This is a genomic window from Microcoleus sp. OTE_8_concoct_300, assembly GCF_031383065.1.
In the GTDB taxonomy this organism is placed as follows: domain Bacteria; phylum Cyanobacteriota; class Cyanobacteriia; order Cyanobacteriales; family Microcoleaceae; genus Microcoleus.
This window is the reverse complement of the sequence record NZ_JANMZH010000207.1, coordinates 1-16,787: the sequence shown is the minus strand read 5'-3', so window position 1 is coordinate 16,787 and position 16,787 is coordinate 1. Positions and strand designations below refer to the sequence as shown.

The following is a 16,787-nucleotide window of genomic DNA, read 5'->3' as shown; positions in this document are numbered from 1 at the left end:
ACATATGCTACAGTAATTGTAGCTCGTGTCCCCGCAGGAGGTTCCCTCATAGCAAATGCCAATCTTCCTCAAAATTTCAACTTTAAGGGTACTAATTGGCATATCAACCCTTAAATTACCTGACACAGTTCCAGCCGTTTTTGGGTGTTTAAATTAACGATGACTGCCCTTTGTTCTAGCTAAATACCCACCATCATCTTCTAAGATTTTAATAACTTCTCTAACTTGCATTTTTTATCTATAAAACTCATCAACTCCCGCACTTTTATTCCCATAATATGCTCTAACTTCAGCAACCTCTCCATTGTAACCTGCGCCCCTGATAAAAAACCTCATCCTGCTTTGGGTTCCAGAGTTCCGACGATCGTAATCTCTCCCAAATTGGGTCAACTGGCGATCGGAGTTCGGGATTGGTTAGCATGGGTGACTTCTTTCCTCTTTTGCCATTATTTGACAGCCATTATAACCTTTTCTTGGCAAACCTCAATCAGACAATTGATGACACCAGTAGCAAGCAACTCTATAGTTTCTTGACTAAGTGAAGGCTTAGATGCTATGAAATTAAAAAGCATTTTATCTTTAAAAGTTGCAACTGCAACTGTAAAATTTTTGCCAAAAATAGCATCAGACGCAACAAAACTGATTTCTTCTATTTCCAAATCCCCATAAACTTCAGAAATATCAACTAGGCCAATATTAGTAACCCCACTTGTTATGAGAAATTCCTCAGGATTCTTAATATAATATTCAATAATTCTTCGGAAAAGCATTAAAGGCTTAAAAAAATCTTTTCTTTTTAAACCTAATTCAATATCTTTAGTAATATCTCTTGATAAATCCCAAAACGACATCTGAGGTTTTATCTGATGGAATGAAGTTAAAAATGAAGCTAAAACACTCATGTGTTTATGTTTAATAGGAGGTTCTATGCGCCTACGCAAATCTACATAAGAACGACATGAAACCTTAATTGTCCTTGGCTTTTCCCTTCTAATTTTATTAGCTACTGTAAGTAGCATTGCTGCGCATAACGCCCCCTGTACTGTGGTATTTTCTTGGTGGCAAAGTTCAATTAATTTTTGGGTCAACTCTTTTTCTAAGAATCTATGACTCATGCCACAACTACGAGACTCAAGGGGAACAGTCTCTTCAGACTCTAATTGTTCGGGTTTATGTAAAAGCATTTGTAATTTCATTTTCAGCAAAAACCATTTGCCATTGTCGATCCCTTTCTTTCCTTTCATCCATTTAGGTAATAATTCCTCTAAGGGTGGAATAGCAGACCCGCAATCTATATCAAGGGAATTGCCAGAGGCAATTATTTGGTAACATTTCAATATTTCTGATTGTAGACTTATACAAGATAATCCGTCTGATATGGCATGATTTACAGTTGTGATTAAATAGCTGGTGTTGATTTCGGATTGCTGGTAAAGAAGAATGCACCTTAGCAGAACCTGACTGCTATCCATACTTTTGTTCAATTCTTCTCTCACAATATCTTCCCAGTTGTCATTTATGCCCTGTGAAACTACACATAAAGGAATTTTTCTTGTTCCTTGATTTGTAAATTCTAGATGATCCAGCGTCCCAACAATCCGAGAACTCAGTAAAGGATGAATGCTTTGAACGGCATCTAACGCCGATCTCAAAATTTCTTCCCTAATTTCACCTTTTATCCGGCTGATTGTTACTATATTAAATGAGCTATGTTGGCGGTTCAATAGCTCCATCGCTTGTTCTATGACCGAAAGCGCTCTGTTGTTATTCATAAATTTAATAGCTCTTTTATCTGAAATTAATGATTAACTATTAAGCCACAAACTCCTCAGTCAACTCAATTAACTCATCCACCTGTTCCTCAGTAAACCACCTTTCCACAGCATCCTCCGCAAAAAGATCCCACCCTTCCTCATACAACTCCGCCACTTCCAATCGCCGATTCTTCAAAAATACATTCTGCACAGCCCGTAACAACCGAATCTGATTGGCGTTAAACAGCGGTTGGGCAGCACTAAAATTCTCAAAATTCCGCCTACCACTTCCTGATAATCTGGCAATGCCTCAATCTCGAACTACTCTCGCAGAAACAATAAGAAACTATTAACCTTCAGATTAAACACCTTGCGAATATTCGACTTCTACAACTGCACCTTTCCCCCATGCAACTCTTGCCTCAGTGTACGCTCTAACCCCACCAGTTGCAAGTCCGTCACCGCTTCCCCATTGCCAATTGCTGGAATTGTCTGGTGAGTCTCGACAATTTCCAACACCTTTTCCTTAAGTCGCTGGCGGTGTTGCTCCTTGATCGTGAATTAGGCTATGTTCAACAAGGCCAAATCCCCGTGAAGCGAAGCTATCCCGAAGGGAATCGCCCAAAACTCACCTTTTATACTACACATATGCTACACTAACATTGTAGCTCGTGCCCCGCAGGAGGTTTCCTCATGGCAAATGCCAATCTTCCTCAAAATTTCAACTTAATCATCCCCGCAGGAACCCAAATTGTCACCAAAATCGAGGTCAAGAACCCCGCCAGCGACCAATCTTGGAAACCGGGATTAGTAGGCGTCATCGTTCAATCGCCTACGGACAATTCCCACGCATATTTAGTCAAACTCCCAGACGGAACAGAAGTTAGTCTGCGGCGGCACGAACTCAGTATCCGCAAGCAGTTTCAGAGCGAAGGATTGCAGTCAGGAGGAGATTTTCTGGCAGAATACAACCTCTATGATTCTGTAATTTACCGCTGCATTCTTGGTTCGAGAGCCTACGGTCTTGATAAGGAGAAATCTGATACAGACAGACGGGGAATTTACCTGCCGCCGGCAATACTTCATTGGTCGCTTTACGGCATCCCCGAACAATTGGAAAACAAGGAAAATCAGGAATGCTATTGGGAACTGCAAAAGTTTTTAGTTTTGGCACTAAAAGCTAATCCAAATGTGCTAGAATGTTTGTACACGCCTTTAGTAGAAACACTTTCTCCGGTAGCACAAGAATTGCTGGAAATTAGGGAAATCTTTCTTTCTCAATTGGTTTATCAAACTTACAATAGCTACGTTTTGTCTCAATTTAAAAAAATGGAGCAAGACCTCCGCAATACCGGGGAAATTCGTTGGAAGCACGCGATGCACTTAATTCGCTTGCTGCTGTCAGGAATTACGGTGCTCAAGGAGGGGTTTGTGCCCGTTCGCGTGCAGGATTATCGATCGCAACTTTTATCTATCCGCAACCAAGAAATATCCTGGGAAGAGGTGAATCGCTGGCGGTTGAGTTTGCACGCAGAGTTCGATCGCGCTTTTGCTGCAACTAAGTTGCCAGAACGTCCTAATTACGAGAAAGCGAATCTGTTTTTGATTAAATCTCGTAGAGGTGCGATCGGCTAAAAGGGGCGGGTTTACGAGATCATTAATTTGAGACATATATGGTTGGTAAAACCCGCCTCTACAGGTATTTGCAATTGTTTAAGCTGTTGCGGCATTTAAATTGTATGTCAAAAAAAATCAAAGTCTTGTGGGGTGGGCGTCCCGCCCGCCCTGAATATACAATTTAAATGCGCGACAGCTTAACCGGAATTGAAATTAGCATTGATAAAATGTTGAAAAAATGACAGAATACATCTCTAATCTCGCCCCAATTATCTCCGTTCAACCTTATCCGCTGCTGTTTGCGACTGTCAGCGGTTCGCACTTATACGGCTTTCCTTCCGCAGATTCTGACTTCGACTTGCGGGGGGTACACATCTTACCGCTACCGAAAGTAATTGGCCTGATTTCTGGAGAAGAAACAATCGAAGTGTCGGAAGTTCGGGAGGGAATGCAACTCGATTTAGTAACTCACGACATCAAGAAATTTTTTGAGTTGCTGTTGAAGCGCAACGGCTACGTGCTAGAACAACTGTATTCGCCACTGATAGTTTACAGTACAAAGGAACACGAGGAATTAAAGGATATCGCCTCGAACTGCATTACCAAGCACCACAGCCACCACTATCTCGGTTTTGCTCAAACTCAATGGAAATTGTTTGAGAAAGAACGCCCGCGTCGGGTTAAGCCACTGCTGTATGTTTACCGGGTGTTGCTGGCTGGGATTCACTTGATGCAAACGGGGGAAGTCGAGGCGAATTTGGTGAAACTTAACGAGAAGTTCCAGTTGTCGTATATTCCTGATTTGATCGATCGCAAGCTGGCTGGGGAGGAAAAATCTGTGCTGGAAGATTCAGATATAGCATTTTATCAGCAAGAGCGCGATCGGCTAATTAATATATTAGAAGAGGCAAGTTTTACAAGTCATTTGCCGTCAAATCCTAATGCAAAGGTTGCTCTTAACGATTTTCTGGTAAAGGTGAGGATGTCATCTGTGAACTAAGCTATTTCATGTCTAATTTGCATACTGCGGACGGGCGGGACGCCCATCCCACAATAGCTGGTAAAATTAGTCGTCTGGTGCAGCCGTGCACCCTACAGATTAGTCGCTACAGATTAGTCGCGGACGGGCGGGACGCCCATCCCACAAGAGTTAGGTAAAATTTAATGTCGGATTCTGGAGACTATTTTCTCTAATTTATCGCATCCGGCTGCAGACAAACCAAAATCTCTAATTTTCTCTTGGAGATTGGAGAAACTGCCGAAGCCCGCGACATAACCGTTGACTCTTGCTGCTACAGTGGAGTTAACAAACTGAGTGCGATCGAATTCTTGCATCAGTTCCGGTTCCTGACGCAAATAATATTTTTGATGGTAATCCTCAGCCCAATAAAACTGGGTCAAAGGCTGAATTAATGTATATATTTCGCCGCCGTTAGCTGTTTCGCGATCGAGTTTTACTTCCACACATTGCTTTTGTGATTCAGTGCGATAGAAAACGGCATCCATGTACTGGCGAGACCAACTAGGAGATTGCCGGGGATTGTGACTTCTCCAGAAAATCTCTAGCAGTTCTGGATATGAAATTTGCGATCGATCGAAATCTATTTCGACCGCTTCAATATGATTCCCTATGTTATGATAAGTCGGGTTTGCTGTAGTCCCGCCCGCATAACCGACGTGAGTTCGCAGGACTCCTTTGATAATTCCAAACTGCGCGTCGGGAGACCAAAAACAACCAAGTCCAAATGTAGCTGTTTCTATTGTTTCTGGTATTTTTGTGTTCATTGGTGGCTGGTTGTGTGAAGGAGATTTTTTTTATTAACCGCAGAGGGCGCAGAGGGCGCAGAGAAAGAGATAAGAGAGAAATGTTGTTTTTGACAAATCACTTGGACTTATTTTTGGTACCTGCGCGGTGTGTAAACCCAAACATCTCCATATTTGCGGGGAATAATCCGAGTCTGACTCGAACCGACAATAACTAAAGTTCTCATGTCTGCATCTTGCGGCTGGAATTCGCTGAGGGTGCAAACGCGCACAGATTGACCGGGCCGGCCGAGGTTTCGCCCCAATATGACGGGGGTTTTAGGATCGCGACTTTGCAACAAAATCTCGATCGCTTTTCCGAGTTGCCAAATCCGCTGTTTCGAGATGGGATTGTAAAATGCCATAACTAAATCGGCAGCAGCCGCCGCCGCAATCCGCTGTTCTATGACCTCCCAAGGCTTGAGAATATCGGAAAGCGAAATCACGCAAAAATCGTGTCCGAGGGGTGCTCCGATCGCAGCAGCGGCTGCCTGCATGGCTGAAATGCCCGGTGCCACCCGAATATCGATGCCTTGCCATTCGGGTTTGGCATCAAAGTCGATCGCCTCAAACACCGCTGCAGCCATCGCAAAAATACCCGGATCTCCCGACGAAACCACGGCTACAGATTGGCCCGATGCTGCTAAATCTAGGGCAAAACGGGCGCGATCGATCTCTTCGCGGTTGTCGGAATCGTGCCGCTTTTGTCCGAACCGCAGGGTTCCGGCTAAATCGAGATAAAATTTGTAACCCACCCAATCCGTGGCTTCGCGCAGAATTTCCTTAACCTCCGGGGACATCCACTGCGCGCCTCCGGGGCCGGTACCGACGATCGCCAGTTTGCCGCGGCTAACTCCCATTGCCCTAGCATCAAAGGGTTGGGCGGCTAGGGCGATCGCGATATTCAGTGCGTTTGGGCGATCGTACTCGATTAAGTGACTGTTTGCACCGGCTGCTGTCAGGGCAATTTGTGCGGCCTTATTTTCGATGAATTCAATTGAGTCTAATTCGACAAGTTCGGAGAGATTGAAAAAGCGGACGGGGACTTTAAAATATTGTGAAACTGCTTCAAGTGCCGGGTTTCCCATCTCCTCTTTTAATGCAAAAAATCCCGCAACGGAAGCTGGCGCTAAACCTGCATTTTGCAAGACTTGCTGGACAACTGAAACCGCTATTTCCGGCTCAATATTCCATAGCTTTGTGAGTGCAACTGCCACAATTTGCGGATGGTAAACTAAACAATCGGGCGTTGGCACAATTGCTTTTTCGGTGACGCGAATAGTCAATTTTGCGTCGGGGGCGATCGGCAAATTGCTCTCGGAAAGCCAGCTTGCAGCCCCTTCTAGGCGTACTTTTGCCCCGGCGAGCAAATTTGAAATAAAAGTCTTCGCGTCCTCTGGATTTGCCAAATAATAGCCTTGGGGAGGACTCAGCAGCGCGGTGCGAAAGCGGATATCTCCGGTGGTGGTAATTGCAGGTTGTACGCCGAGGGCTGCTGCAATCTCTCTGGCTAAATCGTTAACGCCGTGCAAACCGCCCAGCAGCGGTACGACGGCGCTTCCGTCTTCTGCGACGGCTAAAACTGGCGGTTCGGCGCGTTTGTCTGACAGCAGCGGGGCGAGGGTGCGGATGATGATTCCGGCGGCGCAGATGCCGATGATTGGGGTTTCTGTTGCAAATAATTCTCGCAATGTTTCGCCGAAGTTGCTAAAGTTGATGTCTGTGTCGTTCGTGCGATCGATTAAACCGTAAATCTGGGAACCGGGGAAATGGGCGGAGATTTTTTTGGAGATCGGCTGGCTGTTTTGACCTAATATAACTATTGCGGGAGGTATTCGATTCACGGTTTTAATTATGTGTGTGTTTGGAGTGGTTTGATTATTTTAATTTTTTGTTAGTTCCAGAATAAATATTTGACGAACCGCGAAGGCGCGAAGGGCGCGAAGGAAGAGTAAGAAGTGTAGCAAGAAGTTTTTCTGTTTTATTAGTGGTACAGGCATCTTGCCTGTGAATCTCTGCGATTAGTTTATCATTTAAATAAGCAAATATTCCGAGGTTGGGCTGTGAAACGCATTGTCTTAATTGCAGGGTTTGAATCTTTTAATGCTGATTTGTACCGGAAAGCTGCTGAGTTGGCTGTTTCTGGGTGTCAGGGATTGGAAGTACGGGTTTTTAGCGATCGCGCCCTCGCAGACGAACCGGACGCTGTAGCGGCTGCCCTCTTGAATGCTGATGTGTTTTTCGGGAGTTTGTTGTTTGATTACGATGCGGTAATGTGGCTGCGTCCAAGGGTGCAAAATATTCCGATTCGCCTGGTTTTTGAGTCGGCTTTGGAATTGATGAGTCTTACTCAAATTGGCGCTTTTAAAATTGGCGACAAACCGCAGGGAATGCCGAAGCCTGTTAAGTTTATTCTGGATAAGTTCAGCAATGGGCGAGAAGAAGATAAGCTGGCTGGTTATATCAGCTTTTTGAAGGTGGGGCCGAAGTTATTAAAGTATGTGCCGGTGCAAAAAGTGCAAGATTTGCGTAACTGGCTGATTATTTATGGTTACTGGAATGCGGGCGGTGCGGATAATGTTGTCTCGATGTTTTGGATTATTGCCGAAAAGTATTTGGGGCTGAAGGTTGCAGAAATTCCGCCGCCTGTGGAAACTCCCAATATGGGTTTATTGCATCCTGATTATAATGGTTATTTTGAATCGCCTCGGCAATATTTGGATTGGTATCTCGGTAATCAAAGTGCTAGGGGTGGTCAAGATGCCCGTTCCACAAAAGAGGCTAGACATCTTGATAGGAAGGGTTATAACGGGCAAGATGCCCGTTACACAAAATTTGAGACTAATTTGTCTGAAAATTTAGACCGGGTTTTTAACGGGCAAGATGCCCGTTCCACAAAATTTGAGACCAATTGGTCTCAAAATTCAGACAGAGGAAAATCCCCAGTTGTGGGCCTCTTGCTTTACCGCAAGCACGTTATCACGAAGCTGCCTTATATTCCTCAATTGATTCGCTATTTTGAAGATGCGGGAATTGTGCCTTTGCCGATTTTTATTAATGGCGTTGAAGGCCATGTGGCGGTGCGGGATTGGATGACGACTGCTGATGAAACTGCGCGCCGAAAACAAGGCAATATTGAAACTCTTTCGCTTTCTAAAGATGCTGTGGAAGTTGATGCCATTGTTTCTACTATTGGCTTTCCTTTGGTTGGCGGGCCTGCTGGTTCGATGGAGGGTGGAAGGCAGGTGGAAGTTGCTAAGCGCATTTTAACTGCTAAAAATGTACCTTATTTTGTGTCCGCACCTCTGCTGATTCAGGATATCCATTCTTGGACTCGTCAGGGGATTGGAGGTTTGCAAAGTGTGGTATTGTATGCTTTGCCTGAGTTGGATGGCGCGATCGATCCTGTTCCCCTGGGCGGTTTGGTGGGTGAGGATATTTATCTGGTACCCGATCGCGCGAAACGCCTGACAAGTAGAATTAACAATTGGGTGAAATTGCGCCAAACTCCTCCATCTGAAAGGAAAATTGCGATTATTCTCTACGGGTTTCCTCCCGGTTACGGTGCGGCGGGTACGGCTGCTTTATTAAATGTACCGAAATCTCTGCTAAATTTCCTGCACAAACTTCAAGCAGCAGGTTATACCGTTGGAGAAATTCCGGCTGACGGTGAGGAGTTAATTCGCAGGGTGAAAGAGGCGGATGATGCTGCAACCGCAGATGGGGGCGGATTAACGCGGATGAACGCAGATGGGAGGGGAGGGTTTGGCAATACTGTTAATGTTAAAACTCTGGAGAAGTGGCTGGGGTATTTGTCAACAAGTCGTATTGAAAAGCAGTGGAAGTCTTTAACTGGTACGGGCATTAAGACAGACGGCGACGAGTTCCAAATCGGTGGCATTCAACTGGGGAATGTTTGGATAGGTTTGCAGCCGCCGCTGGGAATTTCGGGCGATCCGATGCGCTTAATGTTCGATCGCGATTTGACGCCTCACCCTCAATATGCTGCTTTTTACAAGTGGCTGCAAAATGATTTGCAAGCTGATGCTGTGGTTCACTTCGGAATGCACGGCACTGTTGAATGGTTGCCGGGATCTCCTCTGGGAAATACTGGCTATTCTTGGTCGGATATTTTGTTGGGAAGTTTGCCGAATCTTTATATCTATGCTGCTAACAATCCCTCGGAATCGATGTTGGCAAAACGGCGCGGTTACGGTGTTTTGATTTCTCACAATGTGCCGCCCTACGGCCGCGCTGGCTTGTACAAGGAATTGATGGCTTTGCGGGATTTGATTGCGGAATATCGAGAAGATACTGCTAAGAATTATGTGCTGAAAGAGGCTATTTGCAAGAAAGTTTTAGATAGCGGTTTGGAGGCTGATTGTCCGTTTGATGAGGCTCGCAAGTTGGGGATTGCTTTTAGTTTTGAGAATGTGGGAATGTTCAGTGCTGATGCTTTTAACCGCTATCTTGTGAAGCTTTACGAGTATTTGCAGGTGGTGGAATGTCGCTTGTTTTCTTCGGGTTTGCACGTTCTCGGGGAACCGCCTAATACTGAGGAAATGACCTCTTATCTTGAGGCTTATTTTGGGGAGAGGTTATCACAGGAACAGGTAAAAACCATTGTTTCGCAAGCAAGCACAGGCAAGATGCCTGTGCCACAAGAGGGGTTTGATGGGGTTTTTGAGGAGGGTTTGTTGGTGCGGGATTTGTTGTGGCAAACGACGGATGAGTTGACTAATCTTTTGCGGGGTTTGAATGGGGAATATATTCTGCCTGCACCGGGTGGGGATTTGTTGCGGGATGGGGCTGGGGTGTTGCCAACTGGCAGGAATATTCACGCTTTAGATCCTTATCGGATGCCTTCTCCGGCGGCTTATGAAAGGGGGCGCGAAATTGCTCGGAAAATTATTGAGAAGCACGTTGAGGAACAGGGGAATTATCCTGAGACTGTGGCGGTGATGTTGTGGGGTTTGGATGCGATAAAAACGCGGGGGGAATCTATTGGAATTCTGCTAGAATTGGTGGGGGCTGAACCTCTAAAAGAAGGTACTGGTCGCATTGTTCGCTATGAATTAAAACCGTTAGCTGATGTCGGTCATCCCCGGATTGATGTGTTGGGAAATCTTTCGGGTATTTTCCGAGATAGCTTTGTAAATATTATTGAATTGTTGGATGATTTGTTCGTGCGGGCGGCGGATGCTGATGAACCGGAATCGGATAATTTTATTCGCAAACACGCTTTAATTTTGCAGGCAAAAGGTGTGCAGAATTATTCGGCGAGGTTGTTTTCTAATCCGGCTGGGGATTTTGGTTCTTTGGTTAACGATAGGGTTGTTGATGGTAGTTGGGAATCGGGGGATGAGTTGGGGAAAACTTGGGAAAGTCGCAATGTTTTTAGTTACGGGAGGAAGGATAAGGGGGAAGCGAGGCCGGAGGTTTTGACTCAGTTGTTGCAAGGGTGCGATCGCATAATTCAAGAAATTGATTCTGTGGAATACGGTTTGACTGATATTCAAGAGTATTATGCGAATACTGGCGGTTTGAAGAAAGCCGCAGAAAAGCAGCGCGGCAAAAAGGTTAACACGAGTTTTGTAGAAAGTTTTTCTCAGGATACCACTCCGCGCAATTTAGAAGATTTGCTGCGCTTGGAATATCGAACTAAGTTGCTAAATCCTAAGTGGGCTAACGCGATGGCCAATCAAGGTTCTGGCGGCGCTTATGAAATTTCGCAGCGCATGACGGCGTTAATTGGTTGGGGCGGAACGGCTGATTTTACTGATGGTTGGGTTTACGATCAGGCGGCTGATACTTATGCTTTAGATGAAGAGATGGCGAAGAAGTTGCGGGAGGCAAATCCTGAAGCTTTTCGCAATATTGTCGGCAGAATGTTGGAGGCTAACGGGCGGGGTTTTTGGCTGCCGGATGCCGATAAGTTGCAGCAGTTGCGCGAGTTGTACGAGTTGACTGATGAGAAAATTGAAGGGGTTGGGAACTATGAATAATGCGATAATAACTGGTTCCTAGACTCTGCCTGGGAACCGATATCCAGAGGCTCTGCCTCGCCAGCTTCCAGGAAAATTGGAGGCAGAGCCTCCGGATCTGCGTTACCAGGAAGAGCCTGGTAACGAGTAGAAATTTCTCAGGTGCAAGTTTAACTCGTTCCTAGGCTCTGCCTGGGAACCGATATCCAGAGACTCTGCCTCGCCAGCTTCCAGGAAAATTGGAGGCAGAGCCTCCGGATCTGCGTTACCAGGAAGAGCCTGGTAACGAGTAGATAACGAGTAGAATGGGAGATTAAATACCTCGATCGCCCTGCGGTTTTGCTACAGGAACTGACGGTTTATTGTTTGGAGAATTCAAAGCTCGATCGACCATATCTCCAAAGGGAACAAACTGCGGTGCAGACGATTGAGCTCCGGTTCTGAACGTTGTAACTGGCCCACCGCCGTCTTGGGCAAAATTAATCAATCTCGTTAAAGCATCACCAGGATTTTTTGCATTGCGCTTGTCTAGGGTGAACAGCAGATTTTGAGAGTTGCAGCGCCCCCGTCCGTTCACGTAACAAACTACTGGCAAGTTATTAATAATTCCTGTTGTTAACTGCAAGTTGCTCAATTTTCCGCCATTCTGGGCAACAGCTTGTGTCAATCTATTGGAAACAATTTGACAGCGCTGCCAAGGTGTATATTCGCGGCCGAACTCGGTAGATTTCCAAAGAATCATTGGATCTGTCGTGACATTTCCCCGCCGCGCAATTGTGACAATATTACGACCGGAAGTAACGCACTGAAATGTTGTTTTAGTGTTATTCAAAGAGTTGCTGGCTGGAGCTGCTTGCACTTGGCTTGCAAAGGCGACAGTACCGGCGAAAACTAAAGCGGATGCTAATAAGGGCGCAGTCAATTTCATAATAACTTCTGCCGCTAAGGCAGTTAAATTTATGTCGGATGTCATAGTTGTAGGGACAGGGCAGTGTCCTCTCCCTACCTATTCAGATTCTGCTGCTTGGCTGTGGCACCCGGATATTTTTCAAATATTAAATTAGGTTAGTTGCACCTCATATCTGTAGGTACATGGCACTGCCGTGTCCTGGTTTTAAAACTTGGGAACGCGGGCGGCTGTAGAGACACGGCTCTGCGGTGTCCTTGTTTCACTACTTCCATACCACTGCGGCACAAACATCCTAGATAGTGTTTTTAGCTACATTCTGCAAAGCCAGGGCAGTCAACAATGGTAAGTAAAACTACAAGGACAGCTCCGAAATAGGCTGGCAAATAACTTTTTATGAAACCTCGAATCATTGTTTGCGGGTTGGGTCACACGGGATACAAGATTTTTTGTTTGTTGAGACAGCAAGGAGCGATTGTGGTTGGTATTAGCGATCGCCCAATTCGCGGCGAAACTTCTGATGTGGTTGTCGGTAATTTGCAAGCAGCTTCTACCTTGTTGGCGGCTGGCATTCAAAACGCTCACACTTTAGTAATTGCAGGAGACGATGATGCTGTGAATTTGGCAATTTTGATGCAGGCGAGGATTCTCAATCCTCAGATTCGCATCATCAACAGATTGTTCAATACTAGCTTGGGCGACAGAATTGACCACACTTTGCTCGATCACACTTCCATGAGCGTTTCATCATTGGCGGCTCCGGTTTTTGCTTTTGCGGCTCTCGGAAGTCAGGCTATAGGACAGTTGCGTTTGTTCGATCGCACTTGGCCGATTCACGAAGAATATATCGATGAAACACATCCTTGGAAAAATCGAAAACTGAGCGATTTGTGGGACGATCGATCGCGAATGTTGATTTATTATCTCCCGGCTGCTAACAAAACTGATTTAGTATCGGCGGTGCTTGCCGATCGGCCGTGTCAGCAGGGCGATCGGCTAATTGTTGCCACTCAGCCGACTATCCACAGTCCCCAAAAAACTTTAACTCAAAAACTGCTCAAAATATTAACTAGGCTGCACAGATTTCAGCAGCACAGCCAAGCTGCAGTAATTGTTGTACTGACGCTGCTATCAATGATTGCCGTTGCTACTGCTACCTATATTTGTGTTGACGATAATATCTCAATTGTCGATTCTCTCTATTTTTCAGTAGGGATGATTACCGGAGCCGGAGGCCATGAAAAAGTAGCCGAACAAGCTCCCGAAAGCATTAAACTATTTACAGTTGTGATGATGTTAGTTGGAGCCGGAATCATCGGCATCTGCTACGCACTGCTCAACGATTATGTATTGGGAACTCGCTTTACCGAATATTGGGATGTGGCGCGAGTTCCGCAGCGCAATCATTACATTATTTGCGGGCTCGGAGGAATGGGTATCCAAATTGCTAAAGAACTGCACACTAACGGTTACGATATTGTGGTGATCGAGCAAGATCCGAACTGCCGATTTCTGAGCACGGCTCGCTCAATGAAAATTCCGGTAATTCAGGGAAGTGCCAGTTTGGCCGCAACTCTGGAAGCTGCTAATGTTAAGCAAGCGGCAGCACTTTTGGCGGTAACTAGCAGCGATATGTCTAATGTCGAAATTGCCTTGAGCGCTAAAGGATTGGCACCAAAACTATCAGTTATTGTCCGCAATCAAGACCCACATTTTGCTTTAATGGTGCAGCAAGTTTTTGAATTTGAAGGAGTTTTGAACCCGACGGAATTGGCGGCTCCTGCTTTCGCGGCGGCGGCGATTGGAGGCAGAATTTTGGGAAACGGAATGACTGCTGATAGTCTATGGGTTTGCTTAGCCACATTGATTACGCCAAAACATCCTTTCTGCGGCCACCGCATTCAAGATGCTGCTAAGTCTGCTGATTTTGTGCCTCTTTATGCGGAAACTAAGTGTCAAACTATTCACGGCTGGGATTTGCTGAATTGTTGTCTGAGTGCGGGGGATGTTTTGTATTTGACGATGCCCGCGAATCGGTTGGATCAACTGTGGAGAACGACCTCGGAATTAATTAAAACTTAATGGTTTTACGCGGGAATTTATGTGGCATATCGCTCAATTGCAACTACAAACCTGATAAAATGGGCTCTGTATAGTAAATAGGACTTACGGCTAATCCTCAGAAACCCGGTTTATTCCCGGATTTCTCCCGGGTTTCTTAGCGCAAGTCCTAGTATAAATAACCAACAGACTCTCAATTAGTTGCGATTTAGAATGAGAAAATTTTTAGGATTAGTTGTGTTTGGGCTGATCGTGGCGATCGCCTCTGTAGCTGTCGCCGCTCAACCTTTGTTTGTCGCTTATCCTCCCGCCAACCACAAAACTACAGCCGATCGCATCTTTTTAATCGGCACAGCGCCCCCACCGGGTGAGGTTTTGGTAAATAACAACCAAATTTCGCGCACCGCAGCCGGCCATTTCGCCCCGACTTTTCCCCTGCAACTCGGCGAAAATCTCTTTACCTTGCGTTACGAAAATCAGGAACTCAAAATTAAGGTGACGCGCGATTCGAATCAGCCCGAAGTCCCTGTAGGATTGGCTTTTGCTAAAGATTCCCTGACGCCGAAAGTCGATGTGGCGACTTTGCCGGGAGAATATATTTGCTTTGGGGCGATCGCACCTGCGAATGCTCAAGTTTCGGTTAAATTGGCGGGCGTTACTATTCCTTTAAAAGCGCGATCGCAAGTCGAACTACCCGACAACAAATCTGTACTGTTAGGTGAAAACTCCCCCATCAAAAAAGGCGGCAGCGAACAGTATCAAGGCTGCGGTAAAACCCCTGAAAACTCCCTCTCATCTAAGGGAGAAAAAGTTGATTTAGGCCTACCCTCGTTTGAGCTAACAATGAACGATCGAACTATCAGCCAACAAGGTACTGGCAAGATTTCTATTCTCTCTCCGGCGGATTTAGAAATAGCAGAAGTAACGGCAGATCCGGGCGTGGCCCGAACCGGGGCGAGTACGGATTTTTCTCGGATGACACCGCTGCCGAAGGGAACGCGAGCAACAGTTATCGGGCGCGAGGGAGAATGGATTCGGCTAGATTACGGTGGTTGGATTAAAGCCTCGGAAGTACGAATTGTCCAGGATTCAGTGCCTCCGCGATCGATTATTCGCAGCGCCAGCTCGCGTCAAGTTTCCGGATGGACAGAGGTGTTATTTCCCTTAGAAACAACCGTCCCAGTCACCGTGCAAGAAGGAGAACGCACCTTCACTTTAACGCTGTACAATACTACCGCTCAAACTGACATTATTCGCGTCTCAGATGACCCGGTAATTTCACGTTTGGAATGGCAACAAATCTCGCCACTGCAAGTACAATATACTTTTAATCTCAAATCTGCCCAGCAGTGGGGCTATAAATTGAGATACGACGGCACAACTTTAGTGCTGTCTTTAAAACACCCGCCGGTGAATACAAGCATGATGCCTGTGTCGCAAGCAAAGCCGCTGTCGGGAATTAAGATTCTCATCGATCCGGGACACGGCGGGCCGGAGGATTCAGGTGCTGTGAGCCCCGTGGGAATTAGGGAAAAAACAGTAACTTTAATTGTGTCGAAATTGGTGCAAGAGGAATTGGTAAATCGCGGCGCAAATGTGGTAATGACGCGAGTAGAAGATGTCGATTTGGATTTGCCGCCGAGAGTGGAAATGATTCAAAAAGAAGAACCTGCGATCGCAATTTCACTTCACTACAATGCTTTGCCAGATAACGGCGACGCCATTAATACTAAAGGCGTCGGCGCTTTCTGGTTTCACCCGCAAGCGCACAGTTTGGCAATGTTTTTGCACAATTATTTAGTTGCCAAGTTGAACCGTCCCAGCTATGGTGTATTCTGGAACAACTTAGCGATGACTCGTCCTGCCGTTACTCCATCTGTTTTAATGGAATTGGGATTTATGATCAATCCCGAAGAATTTGAATGGATTGTGAATCCGACAGAACAGAAGAAGTTAGCCGAGGCGATCGCCCAAGGTGTTACCGAATGGTTTGCCTCTGTAAAATAATAGTTAGTAGTAAGGACTGAAGTCATTCTCAAAAAGTTCATAATCATGACTTCAGTTCGGCCAATCCAAGGAAATGAAATAATGCTAATTTTTACTCAATCAAAAGCCTTTTTTATTGCAGCAGTCGTTGCAAGTTTTAGCTTCTCACTTTACAGCTTTCCTGTTTTCGGCAAGCAGCAAAGTCTTAATCCCGCAAAAGCAGAAGCTTTAAAAAAGCAAACTCAATGCTCGTTTATTACAGGTGAAGGTGGCGCTGTTAACATTCGCAAAGGCCCAGGCAATCAGTACCCGGTTGTTGCTAAATTGAAAAGGGGAGACGGAGTTAGGGCTGTCAGCAGACAAGGTAATTGGGTGAAAATTGCGGCCAGATTTTCGGGTAATCCTCCTAATGAAACTTTGACAATCCTTGACGGTTGGGTGAGCAATCAATTTATTAATGGCTGTTCCGAAGACCAATTTGACAGGTGGCGGAAATAGCGAATTTCCTAGGGGCGGGTTTTACAGACAATATATGTAGGGCTTGCTGAATAAGCCTAAAACCCTTACCTCAAAAGACTTTGACTCGCGTTCGGCGTTGACAATGTGTAAGACTATGAGCTAAAATTAGTCAAAAGCCATGCACAGCAGCACTTTCGTTCATGTACCGAAAAGTTG

Annotated in this window: 12 protein-coding genes; 6 read left to right on the top strand and 6 right to left on the bottom strand. The window is 45.7% G+C overall.

The annotated features are described in order from the left end of the window. Nucleotides 1–446 precede the first annotated feature (446 nt). From ACUVJL_RS10210 to ACUVJL_RS10200, 3 genes are all read right to left on the bottom strand, one after another. Nucleotides 447–1,772 (bottom strand): phthiocerol/phthiodiolone dimycocerosyl transferase family protein, encoded by a 1,326-nt coding sequence (locus ACUVJL_RS10210; protein ID WP_445245736.1) that lies wholly within the window; start codon nucleotides 1,770–1,772, stop codon nucleotides 447–449. A 40-nt stretch (nucleotides 1,773–1,812) separates the two neighbouring features. Continuing rightward, nucleotides 1,813–1,950 (bottom strand): hypothetical protein, encoded by a 138-nt coding sequence (locus tag ACUVJL_RS10205; RefSeq protein ID WP_445245735.1) that lies wholly within the window; start codon nucleotides 1,948–1,950, stop codon nucleotides 1,813–1,815. 191 nt (nucleotides 1,951–2,141) lie between these two features. Next, nucleotides 2,142–2,270 carry a hypothetical protein gene (locus tag ACUVJL_RS10200; RefSeq protein ID WP_445245734.1) on the bottom strand — a complete coding sequence of 43 codons (129 nt, stop codon included), beginning with the start codon at nucleotides 2,268–2,270 and terminating at the stop codon, nucleotides 2,142–2,144. A gap of 177 nt (nucleotides 2,271–2,447) precedes the next feature. On the opposite strand from ACUVJL_RS10200, the gene ACUVJL_RS10195 reads away from it, so the two are divergent. Together ACUVJL_RS10195 and ACUVJL_RS10190 are read left to right on the top strand one after the other, a co-directional pair. Continuing rightward, complete coding sequence (locus ACUVJL_RS10195; RefSeq protein ID WP_445245733.1) at nucleotides 2,448–3,389, top strand: nucleotidyltransferase domain-containing protein; 942 nt, start codon at nucleotides 2,448–2,450, stop codon at nucleotides 3,387–3,389. A gap of 220 nt (nucleotides 3,390–3,609) precedes the next feature. Then, on the top strand, nucleotides 3,610–4,371 hold the full coding sequence (locus tag ACUVJL_RS10190) for a nucleotidyltransferase domain-containing protein (RefSeq protein WP_445245732.1): 762 nt from the start codon (nucleotides 3,610–3,612) through the stop codon (nucleotides 4,369–4,371). A gap of 161 nt (nucleotides 4,372–4,532) precedes the next feature. Here the strand turns inward: ACUVJL_RS10190 and msrA are convergent, their stop codons facing one another. Together msrA and cobJ are read right to left on the bottom strand one after the other, a co-directional pair. Continuing rightward, nucleotides 4,533–5,156, bottom strand: coding sequence for a peptide-methionine (S)-S-oxide reductase MsrA (gene msrA / locus ACUVJL_RS10185; RefSeq protein WP_445245731.1), 624 nt, complete (start codon nucleotides 5,154–5,156; stop codon nucleotides 4,533–4,535). Between the two features lie 107 nt (nucleotides 5,157–5,263). Continuing rightward, entirely contained in the window at nucleotides 5,264–7,018 is a 1,755-nt protein-coding gene (gene cobJ, locus ACUVJL_RS10180) for a precorrin-3B C(17)-methyltransferase (RefSeq protein ID WP_445245730.1), read from the bottom strand. 219 nt (nucleotides 7,019–7,237) lie between these two features. On the opposite strand from cobJ, the gene ACUVJL_RS10175 reads away from it, so the two are divergent. Continuing rightward, a complete protein-coding gene (locus ACUVJL_RS10175; protein ID WP_445245729.1) occupies nucleotides 7,238–11,179 on the top strand; it encodes a cobaltochelatase subunit CobN in 3,942 nt (1,313 codons plus the stop codon). A 292-nt stretch (nucleotides 11,180–11,471) separates the two neighbouring features. Here the strand turns inward: ACUVJL_RS10175 and ACUVJL_RS10170 are convergent, their stop codons facing one another. Further along, complete coding sequence (locus tag ACUVJL_RS10170) at nucleotides 11,472–12,086, bottom strand: COP23 domain-containing protein (RefSeq protein WP_445245728.1); 615 nt, start codon at nucleotides 12,084–12,086, stop codon at nucleotides 11,472–11,474. 375 nt (nucleotides 12,087–12,461) lie between these two features. Here ACUVJL_RS10170 and ACUVJL_RS10165 point away from each other — a divergent pair, with 375 nt between their 5' ends. The 3 genes from ACUVJL_RS10165 (at nucleotide 12,462) to ACUVJL_RS10155 (ending at nucleotide 16,610) form a co-directional block, all read left to right on the top strand. Next, nucleotides 12,462–14,147 carry a potassium channel family protein gene (locus ACUVJL_RS10165; RefSeq protein WP_445245727.1) on the top strand — a complete coding sequence of 562 codons (1,686 nt, stop codon included), beginning with the start codon at nucleotides 12,462–12,464 and terminating at the stop codon, nucleotides 14,145–14,147. 192 nt (nucleotides 14,148–14,339) lie between these two features. Continuing rightward, a complete protein-coding gene (locus tag ACUVJL_RS10160; RefSeq protein WP_445245726.1) occupies nucleotides 14,340–16,133 on the top strand; it encodes an N-acetylmuramoyl-L-alanine amidase in 1,794 nt (597 codons plus the stop codon). 81 nt (nucleotides 16,134–16,214) lie between these two features. Further along, nucleotides 16,215–16,610, top strand: a complete 396-nt coding sequence (locus ACUVJL_RS10155) for an SH3 domain-containing protein (protein WP_445245725.1) — start codon at nucleotides 16,215–16,217, stop codon at nucleotides 16,608–16,610. The last annotated feature ends 177 nt before the right edge of the window (nucleotides 16,611–16,787 follow it).

Coding starts and splice junctions, on each gene's coding strand:
- ACUVJL_RS10210 (WP_445245736.1), bottom strand. CDS start 1,772: ATGAATAACAACAGAGCGCTTTCGGTCATAGAACAAGCGATGGAGCTA.
- ACUVJL_RS10195 (WP_445245733.1), top strand. CDS start 2,448: ATGGCAAATGCCAATCTTCCTCAAAATTTCAACTTAATCATCCCCGCA.
- ACUVJL_RS10190 (WP_445245732.1), top strand. CDS start 3,610: ATGACAGAATACATCTCTAATCTCGCCCCAATTATCTCCGTTCAACCT.
- msrA (WP_445245731.1), bottom strand. CDS start 5,156: ATGAACACAAAAATACCAGAAACAATAGAAACAGCTACATTTGGACTT.
- ACUVJL_RS10170 (WP_445245728.1), bottom strand. CDS start 12,086: ATGAAATTGACTGCGCCCTTATTAGCATCCGCTTTAGTTTTCGCCGGT.
- ACUVJL_RS10165 (WP_445245727.1), top strand. CDS start 12,462: ATGAAACCTCGAATCATTGTTTGCGGGTTGGGTCACACGGGATACAAG.
- ACUVJL_RS10160 (WP_445245726.1), top strand. CDS start 14,340: ATGAGAAAATTTTTAGGATTAGTTGTGTTTGGGCTGATCGTGGCGATC.
- ACUVJL_RS10155 (WP_445245725.1), top strand. CDS start 16,215: ATGCTAATTTTTACTCAATCAAAAGCCTTTTTTATTGCAGCAGTCGTT.